We start from the raw sequence: 20,171 nt of genomic DNA on the forward strand, positions 1-20,171 counted from the left end.
GAGGGGCCCCGCGGCTGCGGGGCCCCTCCTCTCGTCGTACCGCTACTCGGCCTTGATCGCCGCCAGCATGTTCAGCCGGGCCGCGCGCCGGGCCGGCCACAGCGCGGCCAGGACGCCGACCATGCCCGCCAGCAGCAGGAAGACCGCCATCCGGCCCCAGGGCAGGACCAGTTCGTACGTCGGCATCTTCGTGCCCAGCAGCTGGCCGGCCGCCCAGCCGAAGAACACGCCCAGGCCGATGCCGAGCACCCCGCCGAACAGGGAGATCACCAGGGACTCCAGGCGGACCATCCGCTTGACCGCCTTGCGGTCCAGGCCGATCGCGCGGAGCATGCCGATCTCCTGGGCGCGCTCGAAGACCGACATGGCCAGGGTGTTGATGACGCCGAGGACCGCGACGATCACCGCCATGCCGAGCAGGCCGTAGAGCATGTTCAGCATCGTCGTGAAGATCTTCGCGATGCTGTTGGAGATGTCCTGCTTGTCCTGGATCTTGATCGCCGGGTTGATGCCGAGGGCCTTCGTCAGCCGGTCCTTCGTCGCCTCGGACGTGCCGTTCGCCGTCTTGACCATGACCTGCATGTCGGCCGGGTCCTTCAGGTGCGGGGTGAGGACCTTGTTGTCGAGCATGATGCCGTTGATCATGTCGTTGCCCTCGTAGACACCGGCGACGGTCAGCTGCCGTGCCTTGCCGTCCTCGAAGTGCGCGGTGAAGTGCGAACCGGGCGTCCAGCCGTACTCCTTGGCCCGTTCCTTGTCCACGACCACCTGCGAGCCGCCCACCGTGAAGGTGCCGTCGTCCACCTTCAGGTCGGTCAGTTTCCCGATGGACGAGCCGTCGACGCCGGTCAGGAACTCGGTCCTGCCGTCGATGCGGGACTCGGCGTTGCGCAGCGGGCTGCTGGCCGTGACGCCGTCGGTGGTGGCGAGCTTCTGCGCCACGTGCGGGGAGAGGGGCGAGCGGTTGGCCATCGAGACGACGTAGTCCGCGCGGATCGCCGAGGACGCCATCTTGTCGATGGCCGTCTGCAGGCTGCCCGCCATCACCGTCATACCGGTGATCAGGGTGAGCCCGATCATCAGCGCGGAGGCGGTGGCCGCCGTACGGCGCGGGTTGCGCACCGAGTTCTGGCGGGCCAGCTTGCCCGAGACGCCGAAGGCGCGCAGCACCGGGGCGGCGGCCGCGATCAGCGGGCGCGACAGCAGCGGGGTCAGGATGAACACGCCGATGATCAGCAGAACCGCGCCGATGCCCATGGGGCCCTGGGCGGCGTCGGCGTCCATCGACGTGGCCGCGAGGACCACCGCGATGCCGGCCGCCGCGAACAGCGCGCCGAGCGTGTTGCGCAGCACCAGCGACTTGGTGGTGGCCTTGGCGTGCACGCTGCTCATCGCCGCCACCGGCGGGATCTTCGCGGCCCGGCGGCCGGGCAGCCAGGCGGCCAGCATGGTGATGAGGATGCCGACCGCGAGGGCGGCCACCACGGTGCCGGGGCTGATCACCAGCGGCCCGTCGGGCACGCTCGCGCCGAAGGAACCCAGCAGCGAGCGCAGGCCCGCGCCGATGCCGATACCGGCGGCCAGACCGGTCACCCCGGCGACCGCGCCGACCGCGAACGCCTCGATGAGCACCGAGCGGGTCACCTGGCGGCGGGAGGCGCCGACCGCGCGCAGCAGGGCCAGTTCGCGGGTGCGCTGGGCGACCAGCATGGTGAAGGTGTTGGCGATGATGAACGTGCCGACGAACAGCGCGATACCGGCGAACACCAGCAGGGCCTGCTTCAGACCGCTCATCGAGTCGGCGATCTGCTTGGCCTGGTCGTCGGCGAGCTGCTTGCCCGTGGTGGTCTCCACCAGGTGGGACGGCAGCGCCTTGTCCAGCCCGGCCTTCAGCGCGGTCTGGCTGGTGCCGGGCGCGGCCTTGACGTCGATCTCGTCGTACGTGCCCTTCTTGCCGAGCAGTGCCTGTGCGGTCGGCGTGTCGAACAGGGCGAGGCTGCCGCCTGCGGCCACGTTGCCGTCGTCGGTGGTGAAGATGCCGGTGATGGTCGGGGTGAGGACGGGGCCGTTCACGGACAGGCGCACGGTGTCGCCGACCTGGTAGCCGGCGCGCTTGGCGGTCTTGGAGTCGAGCAGCACCTCGTTCCCGCCGTGCGGGGCGTGGCCGCTCACCAGCGGGTAGCGGGCGTCCTTGGTGCCCCAGTAGTTGCCGCCGTTGGACTGCCAGTCGCCGCCGGCCAGCTTGCCGTGCTTGTCGGCGACGGCGGTGAAGCCGCTGACGACACCGGTGGCGGAGGCGGCGCCGGGGACCTTCGCGGCCTTGTCCAGCGTGGCCTGGCTCAGGGCGGACAGTTTGCCGACCTGATCGCCCTTGGAGTCCTGGTACTTGGGCTGTACGGCGACGTCGACCCGGTCGAAGCCCTTGGCGGAGCTCTTCTGGTAGGCGTCGGAGATGGTGTTGGTGAAGACGAGCGTCCCGGAGACGAAGGCCACGCCGAGCATGACGGCGAGCACGGTCATCAGGAGCCGGGCCTTGTGCGCGAGGACGTTGCGCAGGGCGGTGCGGAACATCAGCTGGTACGGCCCTTCGCGTCGAACTGCTTCATCAGGTCGAGGACGGAGTCGGCCGTCGGGCCGTGGATCTCGTCGACGATCCGGCCGTCCGCGAGGAAGACCACGCGGTCGGCGTAGGCCGCGGCCACCGGGTCGTGGGTCACCATGACGACGGTCTGGCCCAGTTCGCGCACCGAGTTGCGCAGGAAGCCGAGGACCTCGGCGCCGGAGCGCGAGTCGAGGTTTCCGGTCGGCTCGTCACCGAAGATGATGTCGGGCTTGGAGGCCAGGGCGCGGGCGACGGCCACGCGCTGCTGCTGGCCGCCGGAGAGCTGCGCGGGCCGGTGGCTGAGCCGTCCGGACAGGCCGACCATCGAGATCACCTGATCCAGCCAGGCCTTGTCCGGCTTCCGCCCGGCGATGTCCATCGGCAGGGTGATGTTCTCCAGCGCGGTCAGCGTCGGCAGCAGGTTGAAGGCCTGGAAGATGAAGCCGATCTTGTCCCGGCGGAGCTTGGTGAGCTGCTTGTCCTTCAGCGAGCCCAGCTCGGTGTCACCGATGCGCACGGAACCCGAGGAGAAGGTGTCGAGGCCCGCCACGCAGTGCATCAGCGTGGACTTGCCGGAGCCGGACGGGCCCATGATCGCCGTGAACTCGGCCTGCCGGAAGTCGACGGAGACCCGGTCCAGGGCGACCACCCGGGTCTCACCCTGCCCGTAGATCTTCGACAGCTCCGTGGCGCGTGCGGCCACGGCGGTGGTCCGGGCGGCGGTGGGTGTGGTGGTCACGGGACGGTGCTCCTGTCGGGATGACGTGTGTTCCAGGGGACCGCTCCATCGTCCCGGCGCCGAGCGCGCGTGTAGTCAGCCGCTGTTCCGGTTCCCGAGGGCGACTCCGGTCGGACGGGAGGGCGCCGTGTCATACCTGGGGAGGACGGCCGACCCTGAGAGGGGCGTAGCGGGAGGCGCTGCCGGATCGGTGGCCAACGGTGTCGAGAACGGGTGGCACACCCTCGTTCGGACGGTGAAATTCCGTCATTCCACGTACGGGCGTACCCACGTCACGTCAGGCTGTTGGCAAGTGCGGATGGCCCGTTCCGGGGGCTGATGCACCCTCAGACGTCAATAAAATAAGACAACATCGGTCCGCCGTTCCGCTGTTCGGGGGATGCGTCCCGATAGGCTCGAACCTCGAAGCGGAGCCCATGGCCTGCCCGGATGGTGGAATGCAGACACGGCGAGCTTAAACCTCGCTGCCCCTTCGCGGGCGTGCCGGTTCAAGTCCGGCTCCGGGCACCACCGCGCCTTGGCCGCCTCCCCACCCGTTGACATCGGTTGCCCCCCGGCGCAGACTCGCCCCTGCGCTCGGTGAAGGAAACTTCACCAGACGAACCAAGCAGCGGCCGAACAGGGCACACGGTCTGAGGCGACGACGCCACGGGAAGGGACAGCCCATGCGCACCACCGTCGGGATCATCGGAGGCGGACCGGCCGGGCTGCTGCTCGCCCGGCTGCTGCACCGCGCCGGCATCGACTCGGTGGTCCTGGAGAGCCGCGACCGCGCCTACGTCGAACACCGCCAGCGCGCCGGGATCCTGGAGCAGGGCACGGTCGACGTGCTGCGCGCCGCCGGCGCAGGGGAGCGGCTGGACCGGGAGGGACTGCGGCACGACGGCATCGAGCTGCGCTTCGACGGCCGCCGGCACCGCGTCGACTTCCCCGGCGCGACCGGCGGGCGGTCGGTGATGGTGTACGCCCAGACCGAGGTGTGCAAGGACCTGATCGCCCTTCAGCTGAAGGAGGGCGGACCGCTGCTGTTCGAGGCGCAGGCGCTGGCGGTGGAGGGCGCCGACGGCGACCGGCCGCGCATCCCGTTCCGGCACCAGGGCCGCGAGGACGTGCTGGAGTGCGACTACGCCGTCGGCTGCGACGGCTTCTGGGGTGTGACCCGGGGGGCCTTCCCGCCCGCCCTGTCCCGCGTGTTCGAGCGGACGTACCCCTACGCCTGGCTCGGCATCCTCGCCGACGTCGCGCCCTCGCACGACGAGCTCGTCTACGCCCGCCACGACCGCGGCTTCGCCCTGCTGTCGATGCGCCCGCCCGTCACCCGCCACCAGCCTTCCAGGGAAGTCGCTCCGCTCCCCATTGAATCCTTCGTCTCCCGCCTCTACCTCCAGGTGCCCGCCGGCACGGACGCCGAGGAGTGGACCGACGACGAGATCTGGTCCGAGCTGGAGCGCCGCTTCGAGACCGAGGACGACTGGCGGCTGGAGCGCGGCCCCATCACCCAGAAGTCGGTCACCCCCATGCGCTCCTTCGTCCACGAACCGATGCGCCACGGCCGCCTCTTCCTCGCCGGCGACGCCGCCCACATCGTCCCGCCGACCGGCGCCAAAGGGCTGAATCTCGCCGTCGGCGACGTCGCCACCCTCGCCCGCGCCCTCGCCCACCGCAAGGAGACCGGTTCCCCGGAACTCCTCGACGCCTACTCCGCGACCTGTCTGCGCCGCGTCTGGCAGGCCGAGCGGTTCTCCTGGGACATGACGACGATGCTCCATCCGGCCCCGGACGCCACCCCCTTCGACGCCCGCCTCCAACTGGCCCGGCTGGAGCGGATCGCCTCCTGCCGCGCGGCCGAGACCGACCTGGCCGAGGCGTACACCGGGTTCCCCCTGGGTTAGCGACGCGTCTCGGCGAGGTAGCAGGTTCGTCATGGAAGGCGATCACCCATGGCCGGGAATCGCCGGTCCGCGTAGCGTGTTGGGCAGCACGGCAGGGGAAAGATCCTCCTCAAGTATCATGGTCCGTACTTTGCCAATCCATTACTCTTGAGCCAAGGCTGCGCACGGCCGCCATGGAGGAGTGAAATGAGGAGCAGTAACCCGGTCTTCTCGCGACGGGGGTTCAGCCGCGACAACGGCTACGCCGGCTTCAACACCGCACCGCAGGCCGGGTACGCACAGGGCAACCCGTACGCGCAGAACCCCTACGCCCAGAACCCGTACGCGCAGGGCGGCGTCCAGTACGGCGCCCCGCCGCAGGCTCCGGTCACCACCGACCGGATGACGATGGACGACGTCGTCGTCCGCTCGGCCATCACGCTCGGCGTCGTCGCCCTCGGCGCGGTCCTCGCCTGGGCGCTGCTGCCGGTCACGGTGGTCGGCCTCGGCCTCGCCTTCGGCGCCGGGTTCGTCGCGTTCGTCCTGGCGATGGTCCAGAGCTTCAAGCGCACCCCGTCGCCCGCGCTGATCCTCGGGTACGCCGCCTTCGAGGGCGTCTTCCTCGGCGTCGTCAGCGAGATGTACAACAGCCGCTGGCAGGGCGCGCCTTTCCAGGCGGTGCTCGGCACCATGGCGGTCGCGGGCGCGACCCTGCTCGTCTACAAGGCCGGCTGGATCCGCGTCACCGCCCGCTACGCCCGGGTGGGCATCGCCATCGCCATGGCCTTCATGGTGGTCTTGGCGGTCAACCTGCTGCTGGTCGTCCTCGGCGTTGCCCAGAACGGCGGGCTGCGCAGCTTCGGTCCGCTGGGCGCGCTCGTCGGCATCGTCGCGATCCTGCTCGGCGCGTTCTTCCTGACCCTCGACTTCAAGCACATCGAGGACGGCATCGCGTACGGCGCCCCGCGCAACGAGTCCTGGTTCGCCGCGTTCGGTCTCACCGTGCATCTGGTGTGGATCTACCTGGAGATGCTGCGGCTGGTGGCGATCTTCACCAACAACGACTAGCGCACAGACCGGTCGTGAGAAGGGCCCCGGGTTCCCTCCCGGGGCCCTTCGCCGTCTAGAGCAGCTTGCGGGCTGCCCTCCTCAGGTCGTACTCGTGGACGATCGCCTTCGCGTGACCGTACGCGAGGTCGTACTCGTGCCGGAGCCAGCTGACCTTCTCCTCGAAGCGAACCAGGGCGGGGCCTTCTTCTACGGTGCGCAGCCAGTCGGTGACTTCCCGGCCGGTGCAGTGGGGGATGCGGGCGAGCAGATTGCGGTGGGTCTCCTCCGAGAAGAGCTGGGACATCGGCGCCTCCGAATGCAGGGGATGTAAGCCGGTCCTTCACGTCACCGTGCCTGAGCGTTCGCGTATTGGCAACAGTGCGGCACGTTACTCTCGGCGCGTGGTTGATACGACGCCCTTGACCCGAGCAGTGGATCACTTTGCCGACAGGTTGCGAGCGGCTCCGCAGAGCCGGCTGCAGCGGGGGGCCGCGGCCGAGGCCCTGGCCGTGGCCAGGGAGCTTTCCCGGCGGGCTCAGTTGCTGGAAGAACCCGGCGCCCCGCCTCGGGAGATGCCGGACGCGGGGATGTTCGCGGCGGCTGACCAGATTCTCGTGGCCGCGCACGACTTGGCGCTGGTGTTGCGCAGTGACGACGAAGTCGCCGAAGCGGTGCGGGTGGTTGAGGAGGCGCGTCAGCGGGCGGGGGTGTGACCCCTCACAGGGACGCTATGACCCTGTCGGCCAGGATGTAGACCATCTCCTCGCCGCAGGCGAAGGTGAGGGTGTAGGCCCCGGAGATGCCGGAGCCGCCCAGGAGGTACGGGGCCTCGCCCGCGTCCACCGCTGCCGCGAGGCGTTCGGCGGTCTCGCGGTGGCCCGGGGTCATGCACAGGGTGGTGCCGTCCGCGAAGACGTAGACGTCGAGGGTGCCGAGGGGGCCCGGGCGGACGTCGGAGAGTTCGACGTGGTCGGCGGCCAGCTGCTCCAGCGTGGACACCGTGCGCTCGTGGTCGTTCACCGCCGGCGACTGCACCGGGACGAAGTCGGGGTGCGAGGGGTGACGGCGACGGGCCGCGGCCAGCTCCGGGGACTCCCCGGCGAACTCGTCGGTGTCGGCGGTCGGCTCGGACACCGGCTCCAGGCCCGCGAAGTCGCTCTGCCGGGGCAGGAACAGCTCGGCGTCGGGCAGGCCGAGCAGGGTCGGGGCGTCGGAGGCGTCACGCGACTCCTGAGCGGCCCAGAAGGCACGCGCCTCGGCCAGCTCCCGCTCCCGCTCCTCGGCGAGCGCCTCGGCCACGGCCGTACGTATCTGGTCGGCGTCGGCGTGGCCGCGGGCGTTCGGCACCAGGGCGCGGGCGGTGGCGGCCTGGTTCTCGGCGAGCTGCCGCTGCAGCTCCGAGAGCTGACGGCGCAGCTTCAGAACGGTGCGCAGGACGGCGACGCCCACGGCGCCGGTGGCGGCCGTGGTGAGCAGCAGGGCGATGGGCATGGCGCTCACTGACGTACTCCCGGTTCAAAGTCGACCCCCGACTTCCTACATCAGCTTGAAGGGTGGACTAAGCAGCTGTCAGTGCGTAACGTCACGAAACGGACAGGACGTTGGCCTTGCGGATGATGTGCGCGCTGTGCTGACCTGCGTTGACCTGCACCGATGGGTCCGCCGAGTCAGATAGGTCACATCCTGGGGGAGATTGGATCACGGAAAGGCCCAGAACCTTGGAGTTTCCTCGGTTCCGGGCCCTTCTCCCACACAGTGTGTCCGGTTCGCTACCGGACGTGGGTCAGCTGAGGCGCTCGACGACCATCGCCATGCCCTGGCCGCCGCCGACGCACATCGTCTCCAGGCCGAACTGCTTGTCGTGCCACTGCAGGGAGTTGATGAGCGTGCCGGTGATCCGGGCGCCGGTCATGCCGAAGGGGTGGCCCACGGCGATGGCGCCGCCGTTGACGTTCAGCTTGTCGATGTCGATGCCGAGATCCTGGTAGGAGGGGATCACCTGGGCGGCGAAGGCCTCGTTGATCTCGACCAGGTCGATGTCGTCGATGGTGAGTCCGGCGCGCTGCAGGGCCTGCTTGCTCGCCTCGACCGGGCCGAGGCCCATGATCTCGGGGGAGAGGCCGGAGACGCCGGTGGACACGATCCGGGCGAGCGGGGTCAGGCCCAGCTCGCGGGCCTTGGTGTCGCTCATGATGACGACGGCGGCGGCGCCGTCGTTGAGCGGGCAGCAGTTGCCGGCCGTGACCAGCCCGTCCGGGCGGAAGACCGGCTTGAGGCCCGCGACGCCCTCCAGGGTGACGCCGGGGCGCGGGCCGTCGTCCTTGCTGACGACCGTGCCGTCCGGGAGGGTCACCGGGGTGATCTCGCGCTCCCAGAAGCCGTTCTTGATGGCCTGCTCGGCGAGGTTCTGCGAGCGGACGCCGAACTCGTCCATCTCCTGGCGGGTGATGCCCTTGGCGCGGGCCAGGTTCTCGGCGGTCTGGCCCATCGCGATGTACGGGTCGGGCAGCAGGCCGTCCTCGCGCGGGTCGTGCCAGGTGGAGCCGGTCGACTCGGCGGTGGCCACGGTGCGGGCCTCGGCCTCGGCGAACAGCGGGTTGTGCGTGCCGGGCATGTCGGAGCTGCCGTGGGCGTAGCTGGAGACCATCTCGACACCGGCCGAGATGAAGACGTCGCCCTCGCCGGCCTTGATGGCGTGCAGGGCCATGCGGGAGGTCTGCAGGGAGGACGAGCAGTACCGGGTGATGGTGCAGCCCGGCAGGTGGTCCATGCCCATCTGTACGGCGACGATCCGGCCGAGGTTGTGGCCCTGCTGGCCGCCGGGAAGGCCGCAGCCGAGCATCAGGTCGTCGATGTCCCTGGGGTCCAGCTCGGGGATCTTGGCGAGCGCGGCCTGGATGATCGTGGCGGTCAGGTCGTCGGGGCGCAGGTCCTTCAGGGAGCCCTTGACGGCGCGGCCGATGGGGGAGCGGGCGGTCGAGACGATGACGGCTTCGGGCATCACGGCTCCAGTGAACGGGGTTTGCTTTTCGGGCAGGGCCGGTTGGGAAGTTACCGCTACGTATGGTCAAGGTCACCGGTGTTGGGGTGTGACACTGGCCGCAGTTTACTAAGCGCTTGCTTTCCCTAGGTCCAAGTTTCCCACCGACCCACCCGTCCCGCCAGGCCGAGAGGCCACCGAGGTCCTGGTGGTGCTGGGGACGGAACCCCCGGCACGGAACCACCGGCACGGAACCCCCGGCACGGAACCCCGGCACGGTCACAAGGGCGGGCGTGCGGGTTCGGCTTCCGGGACGCGGCGGCGGCGCCTGCGCTTGAGCAAGGCCCAAGGACCCCGCGGTCCCGTCGGCATCGCCGCCGTAACCTCGGTGCCGGCCTCCGACGCCGCCTCGGCAGCGGCGCGGGCAACCGGCAGGAAGCCCTCGCGGCGGGTGACGTCCGGCCGCTCCTCCTCCGCCGGCCACAGGCCCAGCGCCGCGCACACCGTCGGCAGTACGGCCATCGCCGCCGTCGCGTAACCCTCCGCCGAGGGGTGGTAGTTGTCCGGGCCGAAGAGCTCCCGGGGGTTCGCCTCGAACTCGGGCCCGAGCAGGTCGCCCAGCGACACCGTGCGCCCGCCCTGCTGCACGACGCCGATCGTCTGCGCCGCCGCCAGCTGCCGCGAGGCCCGCCGGGCCAGCCAGCGCAGCGGCTGCTGCACCGGCTCGATCGTGCCGAGGTCGGGGCAGGTGCCGACCACCACCTCCGCACCGGCCGTGCGCAGCCGCCGTACCGCCGCCGACAGATGCCGTACCGAACGGGTCGGTGGCATCCGGTGCGTCACGTCGTTCGCGCCGACCATGATCACGCAGACGTCGGGGAGGGGCAGCCCCCCGGACAGCACCAGCGTCACCTGGCGGTCCAGGTCGTCCGACTGGGCGCCCGGCGACGCGACGTTACGCAGCTCCACCGGGCGTTCCGCCACCGCCGCCAGCCCCGACGCCAGCAGCGCGCCCGGCGTCTGGCCCGCCCGGTGCACGCCCTGTCCGGCCGCCGTGGAGTCGCCGAGCATGATCAGGCGGAGGGGCGGTTCGCCGGGGACGTCGTACGCGTGGCCGTACACCCCGTCGGCCACGGGAACGCGGTCTCTGGTGCCGTTGCCCACATGGCGCCGGGCCAGCCGTACCTCCGCGAGCAGCAGTCCCATCGCGGCCGCCCCGACCAGCCCGACCCCGCCACCGCCGTACGCCGCTCCGGCCGCGATACGCCGGGCCACTCGCGCCCTTGACATGCTCGTCATGCGTCGCCGCCACCTCCTCGTAGCCGTACACCCACTTCCTTGCCCCGTACGGCCCGTACGCCAATCTCAACGGGGAGTGAACGACCGCGTCCGCCACACACCTGGCCTTAGGCTGGCGACACCACTACGACCACTTCTTTTGCAGCAACCGGAGACAACGGTGCAATACCACGACTCGATGATCAGCCTCGTCGGCAACACCCCGCTGGTGCGGCTCAACAACGTGACCCAGGGCATCCAGGCGACCGTCCTGGCCAAGGTGGAGTACTTCAATCCCGGCGGCTCCGTGAAGGACCGCATCGCCCTGCGCATGATCGAGGCAGCCGAGCAGAGCGGGGAACTGAAGCCGGGCGGCACGATTGTCGAGCCGACCAGCGGCAACACCGGTGTGGGGCTGGCGATCGTCGCCCAGCAGAAGGGCTACAAGTGCATCTTCGTCTGCCCTGACAAGGTCTCCACCGACAAGATCAACGTGCTGCGCGCATACGGCGCGGAAGTGGTCGTCTGCCCGACCGCCGTGGCTCCCGAGCACCCGGACTCGTACTACAACGTCTCCGACCGCCTCGTCCGCGAGACCCCGGGCGCCTGGAAGCCCGACCAGTACTCCAACCCCAACAACCCGCTCTCGCACTACCACTCGACCGGTCCCGAGCTGTGGGAGCAGACCGAGGGGAAGATCACCCACTTCGTGGCGGGCGTGGGGACGGGCGGCACCATCTCCGGCACCGGCCGCTACCTGAAGGACGTCAGCGACGGCAAGGTCCAGGTCGTCGGCGCCGACCCGGAGGGGTCCGTCTACTCCGGCGGCTCCGGGCGGCCCTACCTCGTCGAGGGCGTGGGCGAGGACTTCTGGCCGACCGCCTACGACCGCACCGTCGCGGACGAGATCGTCGCCGTGTCCGACAAGGACTCCTTCCAGATGACCCGCCGCCTCGCCAAGGAGGAGGGCCTGCTGGTCGGCGGCTCCTGCGGGATGGCCGTGGTCGCCGCGCTGCGGGTCGCCGAGCGGCTCGGGCCCGACGACGTCGTGGTGGTGCTGCTGCCCGACAGCGGCCGCGGCTACCTCAGCAAGATCTTCAACGACGAGTGGATGGCCGACTACGGCTTCCTGGAGGACGAGGGCCCGAGCGCCCGCGTCGGCGACGTGCTGAGCGACAAGGCGGGCGGCACCATCCCGTCCCTGGTGCACATGCACCCGGAGGAGACCGTCGGCCAGGCCATCGAGGTGCTGCGCGAGTACGGCGTCTCGCAGATGCCGGTCGTCAAGCCCGGCGCCGGTCACCCGGACGTGATGGCCGCCGAGGTCGTCGGGTCCGTGGTGGAACGGGAGCTGCTGGACGCCCTGTTCAACAAGCGCGCCTCCCTCGACGACCCGCTGGAGAAGCACATGTCCGCCCCGCTGCCCCAGGTCGGCTCCGGCGAGCCGGTCGGCGACCTGATGTCCGTGCTCGGCTCGGCCGACGCGGCGATCGTCCTGGTCGAGGGCAAGCCGACCGGTGTGGTCAGCCGGCAGGACCTGCTGGCCTTCCTGGCCAAGGGCGGCAAGTAGCGGCGAATCCCCGGTGAACTGGGGTTTACGGCAGCCACGTGAGGTGAGGCGGGGTTCGCGGAAGTGGTACGAGCGTGTCACGTGCGCGCAGCACCCGCTTAACACGGGTCCGGCACAGTGGTGGGTGTCGGCAGGGGCGGGAGCGGCTCCCCGCCCAGGCCGACGCCGAACGGCGCCAAGGACCTCCGGAGCGGCTCCCGGACCTCCATGGACGCCACGGACGCGACAAGCCCGGCCCTGACCCGGCCCGCGTCCCTCGCGGGGACCGCCGTCGTCCCGCCCCCGGCAACGGGGGTGCGGCGGTCCCCGCGCAATGCTTTTCCAGGGGCTCGGCCGACATGCTTTTCCAGGGGGCTCGGCCGACGGTGCCGGATTCCCAACTCCCCGGCAGGGCAAGGCGTTCGGCCGCCTGGGAGTCAGGTGACCGGTGAGGGTCAGTCGTCCTCGTGGGAGCGGTCGCGGCGGCCGCCGAGCAGTTCCGGGTTGAGCCGTACCGCCTGGGCGAAGTTGACGCCGACGATGCCGGCCCAGGTGGCGAGCGTCCCGGCCGTCCCCGCGATGCCACCGCCGACAGCGGTCAGCGGTATCGCCAGGACCAGCGAGATGATGGCGAACCCGAAGCGCTCCGGCCAGGTGTCGGCGCCCTTCGGGCGCCGGGAGCCGCGTGCACTCGCCATCTGCTGCTCGGCCAGATGCCGCCGCACCCGGCGGTCCACCGTGTCGTCGATCCGCTGCTCGACTTTCTCCAGGAAGGAGTCGACCAGCGCCGACTCGTACTCCTCGCCCAGCTCCCTGCGGGTCTGGAGGGTGGCGTCGAGTTCTTTTCGCAGGTCGGTGTCCCGCCCGTCCGTTCCGGTCATGACGGATACGTTAGGCAACGCTCAGACCTCCCGCACTGGGGAAAGCCCCCCTCTTCGAACGCCTGGCTGCCTCACCAGACCGTGCTGCCCGGCAAACTGGATCATGAGATGTCCCTTGCCCGGCTGCATAACGTCATGCAGAGTTCTTGGTGTGTGAATAGCCTGTCAACGTGACGGAAGGGCAGGAACAGGTGTCCGGGTCGAGGGGAGTCTGGGCTTGATGTCGTCACGCATCGTGGACGCACCGGTGTCCGTGCCGTCTCCGCCGTCCGGGCGGCCCGCACCCGTGGTCCTGGACGGGACCGGACTCGGCGTCGAGGACGTCGTGCGCCTCGCCGACGGCGCCGTACGTCCCGTCCCCGGCCCCGACGCGATACGGCGGGCGGAGCACTCCTGGAACGCCGCCCGGCGGATCGCCGCCACCGGGCGCGTCTACGGCCGCTCCACCGGGGTCGGCGCCAACCGGAACGAGGACGTGCCCACCGAGGCCGCCGTCGGCCACGGCCTGCGCCTGCTGCGCAGCCACGCCGGTGCGATCGGCGAGGAACTCCCCGCCCGCCAGGTGCGCGCGATGCTCGCCGTCCGCGCCAACCAGCTGCTGGCCGGCGGCGCGGGCCTCAGGCCCGGCGTGGTCACCGCCCTGTGCGAGGCCCTGGCGAGCGGCGCGTATCCGGTCGTCAACGAGTTCGGCTCCGTCGGCACCGGCGACCTCGCGGCCCTCGCCCAGGTCGGGCTCGCGCTCGCCGGTGAACACCCCTGGCGCGGCGCGGGCGCCCCCGAGCCACAGCCCCTCGACAACAACGACGCCCTGGCCCTGATCAGCAGCAACGCCCTCACCCTCGGGCAGTCCGCGCTCGCCCTGCACGAACTGCGCGGCCTCATCGGCGCCACCCAGGTCGTCGCGGCCCTCTCCCTGCTCGCCGTCGACGGCTCCCACGAGGCGTACGCCGCCCCCGTGCACGCCGCCCGCCCGCACCGGGGCAGCACCGAGGTGGCCCGGCGGATGCGGGAGCTGATCGGCGCCGCCGACCGGCCGGCCCCGCCGCTGGGCCGGATCCAGGACCCCTACGGCTTCCGCTGCCTGCCCCAGATCCACGGCCCGGCGCACGACGCGGCCGACGCCCTGGAGCAGGTGCTGACCGTGGAGATCAACGCTGCGGCCGAGAACCCGCTCATCGCCCCCGAGGACCTGGCCGCCTACCACCACGGCGGCTTCTACCAGGCCCAGCTGGCCCTGGCCCTGGACCACTTCAGGCTCGCCCTCACCCAGGTGGCCCGGCTGTCCACATCCCGGCTGTCCACGCTCAACGAGCCCGCCTACACCCGGCTGCGCCCCTTCCTCGCCGACCACGAGCCGGCCTCCTCCGGCGTGATGATCCTGGAGTACGCGGCCGGGGCGGCCCTCGGCGATCTGCGGGCCTTCTCCGCGCCCGCCTCGCTCGGCCACGCTGTACTCTCCCGGGGCGTCGAGGAACAGGCCAGCTTCGCCTCGCTCGCCGCGCGGCAGACCCTGCGCGCGTGCGCTGCGTATCGTCTGGTGGTCGGCTGCGAGCTGGTCGCCGCCGTCCGCGCACTGCGCCAGCGCGACCTGCGGCCCGACCCCGGGCTGCCGGCCGGCCGGGCGTTCGCGCTCGCCGTGTCGGTGCTCGACGCCGACCCGGCCGACCGGCCGCTCACGGACGACGTGACAAAGGCGGCCGTACTGCTCGACCGGTTCACGGACATCTGGAGGGGGAGCGCGTCATGAGCGTGGACAGGAGTACCGGTGGCGTCTTCGGAGAGACGCCGGGTACGGCGTCCGGTGCGCCCTCCGCTGCGGGCTCCGGCGCGGCGTCCGGCGTCACGGACAGCCCCGCGAACCGGCTGCAGGCACTCTTCGAGGGGCACCGGCTCACGCCCACCCAGCGCCGGATCGCGCACAGCATGGTGCGGCGGGCCGCCGACGTGCCCTTCCTGTCCAGCGTGGAGCTGGCCGAGCTGGCCGGCGTCAGCCAGCCGTCGGTGACCCGGTTCGCCGTCGCGCTCGGCTTCGACGGCTATCCGGCGCTGCGCAAGCATCTGCGTGAGGTCGTCCCCGCCGAACCGGCCGCCGAGGGCGGTGCCTTCAACGAGTACCAGCAGGCCGTCGAGGCCGAGATCGAGAACCTGCGGCACCTCGCCGAGCTGCTCGCCGACCCGCGCCCGGTGCAGAGGGCCGGCCGGATTCTGGCCGCCTCGCGTCCGCTGCCGGTGCTGGGCCTGCGGGCCGCCGCCTCCCAGGCGTACGGCTTCGCCTACTTCGCCGCCAAGGTCCACCCGGACGTCCGGCTGCTCAACGAGGGCGGCACGATGATCCAGGACCGGATCGACGCTGCCGTCCGCGCGGGCGCCTCCGCGCTGCTGTGCTTCGCGCTGCCCCGGCATCCGCGCGAGGTCGTCGACACCCTCGCCTACGCCAAGGACGTGGGCCTGACCACCGTCACCGTCGCCGACTCCGCGTTCGCGCCGGTCGCCAAGTACTCCGACCTGCTGCTGCCCGCCGCCGTCGGCACCGGGCTCGCCTTCGACACCGCGTGCGCGCCGATGCTGCTCGGACGGGTGCTGCTGGAGGCGCTCTGCGACGATCTGCCCGAGGCACAGGCCCGGCTGGAGGAGTTCGACGCGCAGGCGGCGGCCCGCGGGCTCTTCGTGGAATGACGGCGGGGCGCTCTCAGACTCGTCTCACAATCGGCCGCTAGCTTCCCCCACGAGACTCAAGGCGCTGTGGGAACACGTGACACGGGAGGCTGACGTGGCGCGCGGAGGACAGGGGCTGGCCCGGGTGGCCGTCGTCGTACGGGCGGGGGCCGCACCGCTGTGGTGGTCCGGGGTACTGGCCGCCGGGATCGGGGTGCTGCCGCCCGGGCTGACCGGGCGCCGGATCGGGGTGCTCGCCGGTGCCGCGCTGTTCCTCGTCGGCGCGGTGGCCGTGGCGCTGGTGCGCCGCGGCCGGTACGCCGCACTCGCCCGCGGCGTGGCCCGCGCGGGCAAGTACGACGTGCTGCAGGACCGGGCGGTGACCGTGCGCAACTGGCGCCGGGGCCACCGCTGGTGGCTGCTGCTGGCCTGCGCCGGAGCGCTCGGCTCCGGCTTCGTGGTGCCCGCGGCCGGCGGCATGCTGCTGGCCGGGCTCGGCACCGGGCTGCGGCTGAAGGCCGCCTGGATCGGCCGGCGCGAACGGGCCGAGGAGACGCTGCTGTGGGTGCGCGTCGACTGGCTCGATCGGCGCGGCGGGCGCCCAGCGGGCAGGGCCGTGAAGGGACTGCGCGGTACGGGCATCGCGGCCGGCGACGCGGCCCCGGGCGGGGCCCGCCGCCGTACCGCGGCGCTCGTCCAGCTCTCCTGACGGCTCTCCTGACAGTTCTCCTGGTGGCTAGACCTCCAGCTCCTCCTCGATCTTCCTCAGCTGGTGCCGGGCCATCGCCAGGTTGGCCCGGGAGGCGTCCAGGACCAGGTAGAGGAACAGGCCGTTGCCGCCACGGCTCTTGAGCAGACGGACCAGGTGGTACTGGTCCGTCAGCGTGATCAGGATGTCCTCGATGTCGCCCTTGAGGCCGAGCATCTCCATCGTGCGCATCTTGGCGCGGATCACGTCGGTGTTGCCCGCGGCGGCCACGTTCAGGTCGAAGCTCTTGCTGCCGCCCATCGTGCCCAGCGCCATCCCGCTGGTGTAGTCGACGAGCGCGACACCGGTGGCGCCCTCGATGGAGGTGAGGGCTTCCTTCAGTGCGGTCTCGGTGTTGGCCATGGTGGTCCTTTCGAACGTGCTCAACTGTCGGTTGCGGTGCGTGTGGTGCTGGCGCGCTGAGTGCGCGTGGTCCGGGTGCGTGCGGGTGCGGACCGGGTGGCCGTACTCGCGGCGCGGGCCGCCGCTTCGGCGGCGTCGAGCAGCTCCCCGATGCGGGCGCCGGCCCGGCGGCCCTCCAGATGCAGCCGGCCGACGTTGACCCGGTCCTGGGTGAGCAGGGTCAGTACGGCGGTGCGGCCGGCCGCGTAGGTGGCGACATAGCCGCCCTCGCCGCGCACCAGCAGCTCCCGGAAGCCGCCGTTGCCGGTGGCGTCGCTGAGCCGGACGGCGACGCCGAGCGCGGCCGCGGTGAGGGCGGACAGGCCCTCGGGGTCGACTCCGGGCGTGTCGTGGGCGACGACGAGCCCGTCGACGCCGGCCGCCACGGCGCCGGTGAGCTGCGGTACCCGGCTGCGCAGCCGGTGCAGCTCCTCCAGGACGGCCCGGAGGTCCTCCTCGGACACCATCAGCTCTCTCCTCTCGGCGGGGCGGTGCCGTTCAAAGCGCCTCCAGTGCATCCCTGAGCCTCTTCAGCAGCGCGATGTCGGGGTCGGTGACCGGGGGTGGGGGCGGCGGGGCGGGTTCCGCGCTGACGGGTGCCAGCGGGGTGACATGGCCGGCCGCCGTGAGCCGGCGCACGTCGACCAGCGTGTGGAAGGCCTGCCGGCCCAGGTTCCGGGCGATCTGCGGGGCCGTGCGGACGCCGTCCACCCGGTCCAGGACCGCCCGCTGCCGGGGCGTGACGGGCGCGGCGGTGGCCGGTCCGGGGGCGGGGTCCGCGCGGATCAGCGGGGCGCTGTCGGTGGCCGGGTCGGGCCACAGCCGGTGCAGCAGCAGCCGACGGCGCAGCGTCTCGCGTTCCAGCGCGACGACCGGGACCGAGGGCAGCGGGCCGAGCCGGGGCGCGCGGTCGTAGCGGAACCGGCCCGGGGCGCTGCTCGGGGCCAGCGCGAAGTACCCGGCGTCGTACAACGCGTCCAGATGGCACAGCTCCAGCGCGCCCGCGGGCAACAGCCCCGAGTCCAGCAGGAGTTCGGCGGCGTGCAGCGGGCCCGCGGTCCGGGCGGCGGCCCGCTGCCAGGCGGTGGCCGCGAGGGTGCCGTGGGCCGTGAGGAGCACGTCGAGGCCCGGGGAGAGGGGGCTCTCGGCGTGCACCACCCGGCCCTCGGCGAGATACAGGGTGCCGTGCTCGCGGACCAGGACGCCGGTGGCCCGCTCCTCGGCGAGCCGGGTCAGCATCGGCGACAGGGGCCGGCCCGCCGACTTGTCCCGCACCGGCAGGGGCGGCGGAGGTATCCGCGTCACGGTCATCCCAGCACCAGCCGGGTGGCCATCTCGCCGAGCCGGATCCGGGCGAGCGCGAGGTTGCCCTCCTCGCGGCCGAGCCACAGATGCAGGAAGACGCTGCTGTCGAAGGTCGTGTCCACGAATCTCAGCAGGTGGTAGCTGTCGTGATTGCTGACGATCACGTCCTCCACGGGCGGGCGGTCGTCCCCGTGCGCCGCGAAGGCGCCGTGCTCGGCGGCCATCCGGGCCAGTTCGGCGGCCTCGGCGGCGGTCGTCTCATGGTCGCCGCCGGGCGCCTCCCCGACCGTGCCGAGGGCCAGTCCGCTCGTCCAGTCCACCAGTGCCGCTCCCCGGGCACCGGGCAACCGCATCGCTTCCAGCAGGCACTCGTCGATTCCGGGCACCGTGGCTCCCCTCCCGCCTGGGACTCCGGCTGAGTGACAGCGACACTACGCACCGTGCGGGGGGAAGGTGGAGCCTTTGGCATTTTCCAGTGGAACATGCGTCCGGCGTACTAGTGTGGGTCAACTGACGTCTGTGTCACGCGAGTTGATCCATTTGTTCGAGGGCTGCCGGGCGTGCGTCAACGGCTTTCCGGCGCCCGGAGGGTGGTGAGAGCGTCCGCGTGCGCCCCGCCGGACTCCGTCACCACCTCGGCGACGGTCTGCGGTTCCCGTACGGTGGCGAAGGCGACACCACCCGCGCCGTCCGGTGCGAAGCCGTAAATGCCGGGCCGGGCAAGGGAGTTGTAGGCGTAGTGGTGGGCGAAGTAGTACGCGCCCGTGTCCAGCGCCGCCGCGTAGTCGCCCTGCTCCAGCAGGGGCAGTGCGCGCCCCTCGGCCAGCAGGTCGCCCGAGAAGCAGGCGGGACCGGCCACGTCCTGCACCACCTCCGGCCCCGGCTTCGGCCGCCCCTTGGCGTCGTACGCGGCGATCCTGAGCGGCCACGCCCCCGGCGCGTACACGGTCCGCGTCGCCACCTGCACGCCCGCGTGGGTGACCGCGATCCGTCGCCCGCCCGCGCTCTTGGCGTACTCCACCCGGGCCACCACCGTCCCCTGCTTGGCCAGCAGTGACCGCCCGAACTCGGTCACCAGCCCGTACCGCCCGTCGAACAGCCCCGGCACCTGCTCGGCCAGCAGCCGGGCGTACCGCGCGTACGAGGGCGCCGTCGCCTCGGCCGCGAAGTTCACCGGCAGCCCGCCCCCGATGTCCAGCGTGTCGATCTGCCGCCGCCCGGCCCGCTCGTTGATCTCCTCCGCGAGCGCGTACGTCTCCGCCGCGCCCCGCGCCAGCAGTGCCAGCGGGATGCCCTGCGAGCCGGTGTGCGCGTGCAGCCGGGTCAGCCACGGCCGGTCCAGACAGGCCCGCACGACCCACTCGCGCGCCCCCTCGTCGCGCAGCGCCACCCCGAACTTCGAGGTCTCCGTCGCCGTCGAGGTGGCCCCGATCGTGCCCCCGCCGACCTGCGGGTTGACCCGGATGCCGACCGGGGACCTGGTGGGTGCGGACCGCACCAGGGCGTCCAGGCGGTCCAGCTCCTGCGGGTTGTCGGCGTTCACCGCGATGCCCAGGGCCAGCGCCTCCCGCAGCTCCGCCGGGGTCTTGGCGGGCGAGTCCAGCACGATCCGAGCCGCCGGCACCCCGGCCGCGCGGGCCAGCGCCAGCTCGCCCGGGCTCGCCACCTCCGCACCGATGCCCGCCTCGTGCAGCAGCCGCAGCACCGGCACCAGCGGGGTCGCCTTCACCGCGAAGGCGTGCAGCACCGGCGTCCCGGGCGGCACGACCGCGTCGAACGCCGCCCGCAGGGCCGCCGCCGACCTGCGGATCCCGGTCGCGTCCAGCAGTCCGACGACCGCCGCGTCCGGCCCCACCAGCCCCTGCTCCACGGCCGCCCGCACCGCCTCGTCCCGCCGGGCGGCACGCTCCCGCGCCTCGCTCACCTCGGCCTCCGCCTCGATGTCCCGCTCCACGGCCTCTCCCCTCGTGTCCCCTCGGATCCCCTCGGATCCCCTCGGATCTCCTTGTGTCCGTCTCGCGTACATCCAGCCAAACACCGGCGGCGCGCGGACGGGGTCGCCCTGATGTATTGACTAGCTCTATTCAGACCGACAGGATGTGAATAGACAC

Annotated in this window: 19 protein-coding genes and 1 tRNA gene; 8 read left to right on the forward strand and 12 right to left on the reverse strand. The window is 71.8% G+C overall.

All coding sequences use genetic code 11. The features are described from left to right. Positions 1–42 precede the first annotated feature (42 nt). Entirely contained in the window at positions 43–2,571 is a 2,529-nt protein-coding gene (locus BFF78_RS24890) for an ABC transporter permease (protein ID WP_069780424.1), read from the reverse strand. Further along, complete coding sequence (locus BFF78_RS24895) at positions 2,571–3,341, reverse strand: ABC transporter ATP-binding protein (RefSeq protein WP_069780425.1); 771 nt, start codon at positions 3,339–3,341, stop codon at positions 2,571–2,573. Before BFF78_RS24895 ends, BFF78_RS24890 begins: the two co-directional genes overlap by 1 nt. 423 nt (positions 3,342–3,764) lie before the next feature. On the opposite strand from BFF78_RS24895, the gene BFF78_RS24900 reads away from it, so the two are divergent. From BFF78_RS24900 to BFF78_RS24910, 3 genes are all read left to right on the forward strand, one after another. Next, positions 3,765–3,851 (forward strand) — tRNA-Leu (locus BFF78_RS24900). 155 nt (positions 3,852–4,006) lie between these two features. Continuing rightward, positions 4,007–5,233, forward strand: coding sequence for a 4-hydroxybenzoate 3-monooxygenase (locus tag BFF78_RS24905; protein ID WP_069780426.1), 1,227 nt, complete (start codon positions 4,007–4,009; stop codon positions 5,231–5,233). A 186-nt stretch (positions 5,234–5,419) separates the two neighbouring features. Next, positions 5,420–6,280 carry a Bax inhibitor-1/YccA family protein gene (locus BFF78_RS24910; protein ID WP_069780427.1) on the forward strand — a complete coding sequence of 287 codons (861 nt, stop codon included), beginning with the start codon at positions 5,420–5,422 and terminating at the stop codon, positions 6,278–6,280. Positions 6,281–6,335: 55 nt separating this feature from the next. Here BFF78_RS24910 and BFF78_RS24915 read toward each other — a convergent pair whose 3' ends face one another. Beyond that, positions 6,336–6,566, reverse strand: coding sequence for a DUF4287 domain-containing protein (locus BFF78_RS24915; RefSeq protein WP_069780428.1), 231 nt, complete (start codon positions 6,564–6,566; stop codon positions 6,336–6,338). 97 nt (positions 6,567–6,663) lie between these two features. Here BFF78_RS24915 and BFF78_RS24920 point away from each other — a divergent pair, with 97 nt between their 5' ends. After that, entirely contained in the window at positions 6,664–6,975 is a 312-nt protein-coding gene (locus tag BFF78_RS24920; RefSeq protein WP_079161464.1) for a hypothetical protein, read from the forward strand. A gap of 4 nt (positions 6,976–6,979) precedes the next feature. On the opposite strand, the gene BFF78_RS24925 is transcribed toward BFF78_RS24920, so the two are convergent. The 3 genes from BFF78_RS24925 to BFF78_RS24935 all read right to left on the reverse strand — a co-directional run bounded on the left by BFF78_RS24925 (position 6,980) and on the right by BFF78_RS24935 (position 10,541). Beyond that, positions 6,980–7,762, reverse strand: a complete 783-nt coding sequence (locus tag BFF78_RS24925) for a LapA family protein (RefSeq protein WP_069780430.1) — start codon at positions 7,760–7,762, stop codon at positions 6,980–6,982. 283 nt (positions 7,763–8,045) lie between these two features. Next, complete coding sequence (locus BFF78_RS24930) at positions 8,046–9,263, reverse strand: acetyl-CoA C-acetyltransferase (protein ID WP_069780431.1); 1,218 nt, start codon at positions 9,261–9,263, stop codon at positions 8,046–8,048. Between the two features lie 258 nt (positions 9,264–9,521). Further along, positions 9,522–10,541 (reverse strand): SGNH/GDSL hydrolase family protein, encoded by a 1,020-nt coding sequence (locus BFF78_RS24935; RefSeq protein WP_193433533.1) that lies wholly within the window; start codon positions 10,539–10,541, stop codon positions 9,522–9,524. Between the two features lie 160 nt (positions 10,542–10,701). Between BFF78_RS24935 and BFF78_RS24940 the strand changes: the two genes are divergently transcribed. Further along, on the forward strand, positions 10,702–12,090 hold the full coding sequence (locus BFF78_RS24940) for a cystathionine beta-synthase (protein WP_069780433.1): 1,389 nt from the start codon (positions 10,702–10,704) through the stop codon (positions 12,088–12,090). Positions 12,091–12,524: 434 nt separating this feature from the next. Here the strand turns inward: BFF78_RS24940 and BFF78_RS24950 are convergent, their stop codons facing one another. Beyond that, the gene (locus BFF78_RS24950) at positions 12,525–12,950 is read right to left on the reverse strand and encodes a hypothetical protein (protein ID WP_069780435.1); all 426 of its coding nucleotides are present in this window, start codon (positions 12,948–12,950) and stop codon (positions 12,525–12,527) included. A gap of 220 nt (positions 12,951–13,170) precedes the next feature. On the opposite strand from BFF78_RS24950, the gene BFF78_RS24955 reads away from it, so the two are divergent. The 3 genes from BFF78_RS24955 to BFF78_RS24965 all read left to right on the forward strand — a co-directional run bounded on the left by BFF78_RS24955 (position 13,171) and on the right by BFF78_RS24965 (position 16,314). After that, the gene (locus tag BFF78_RS24955; RefSeq protein WP_193433534.1) at positions 13,171–14,697 is read left to right on the forward strand and encodes an aromatic amino acid ammonia-lyase; all 1,527 of its coding nucleotides are present in this window, start codon (positions 13,171–13,173) and stop codon (positions 14,695–14,697) included. Next, the gene (locus BFF78_RS24960; RefSeq protein WP_227025922.1) at positions 14,694–15,626 is read left to right on the forward strand and encodes a MurR/RpiR family transcriptional regulator; all 933 of its coding nucleotides are present in this window, start codon (positions 14,694–14,696) and stop codon (positions 15,624–15,626) included. The genes BFF78_RS24955 and BFF78_RS24960 overlap by 4 nt, the downstream gene beginning before the upstream one ends. Positions 15,627–15,720: 94 nt before the next feature. Further along, the gene (locus BFF78_RS24965; RefSeq protein ID WP_193433535.1) at positions 15,721–16,314 is read left to right on the forward strand and encodes a hypothetical protein; all 594 of its coding nucleotides are present in this window, start codon (positions 15,721–15,723) and stop codon (positions 16,312–16,314) included. A gap of 27 nt (positions 16,315–16,341) precedes the next feature. Here BFF78_RS24965 and BFF78_RS24970 read toward each other — a convergent pair whose 3' ends face one another. From BFF78_RS24970 to BFF78_RS24990, 5 genes are all read right to left on the reverse strand, one after another. Then, the gene (locus BFF78_RS24970) at positions 16,342–16,716 is read right to left on the reverse strand and encodes a roadblock/LC7 domain-containing protein (protein ID WP_069780438.1); all 375 of its coding nucleotides are present in this window, start codon (positions 16,714–16,716) and stop codon (positions 16,342–16,344) included. Positions 16,717–16,736: 20 nt separating this feature from the next. Beyond that, positions 16,737–17,222 (reverse strand): roadblock/LC7 domain-containing protein, encoded by a 486-nt coding sequence (locus tag BFF78_RS24975; RefSeq protein WP_069780439.1) that lies wholly within the window; start codon positions 17,220–17,222, stop codon positions 16,737–16,739. Positions 17,223–17,253: 31 nt separating this feature from the next. Next, a complete protein-coding gene (locus BFF78_RS24980; protein WP_069780440.1) occupies positions 17,254–18,066 on the reverse strand; it encodes a hypothetical protein in 813 nt (270 codons plus the stop codon). After that, positions 18,063–18,446 (reverse strand): hypothetical protein, encoded by a 384-nt coding sequence (locus BFF78_RS24985; protein ID WP_069780441.1) that lies wholly within the window; start codon positions 18,444–18,446, stop codon positions 18,063–18,065. The genes BFF78_RS24980 and BFF78_RS24985 overlap by 4 nt, the downstream gene beginning before the upstream one ends. A gap of 179 nt (positions 18,447–18,625) precedes the next feature. Then, positions 18,626–20,086, reverse strand: coding sequence for a type III PLP-dependent enzyme domain-containing protein (locus BFF78_RS24990; RefSeq protein WP_079161465.1), 1,461 nt, complete (start codon positions 20,084–20,086; stop codon positions 18,626–18,628). Between the last annotated feature and the right edge of the window lie 85 nt (positions 20,087–20,171).

The organism is Streptomyces fodineus (genome assembly GCF_001735805.1).
In the GTDB taxonomy this organism is placed as follows: Bacteria; Actinomycetota; Actinomycetes; order Streptomycetales; family Streptomycetaceae; genus Streptomyces; species Streptomyces fodineus.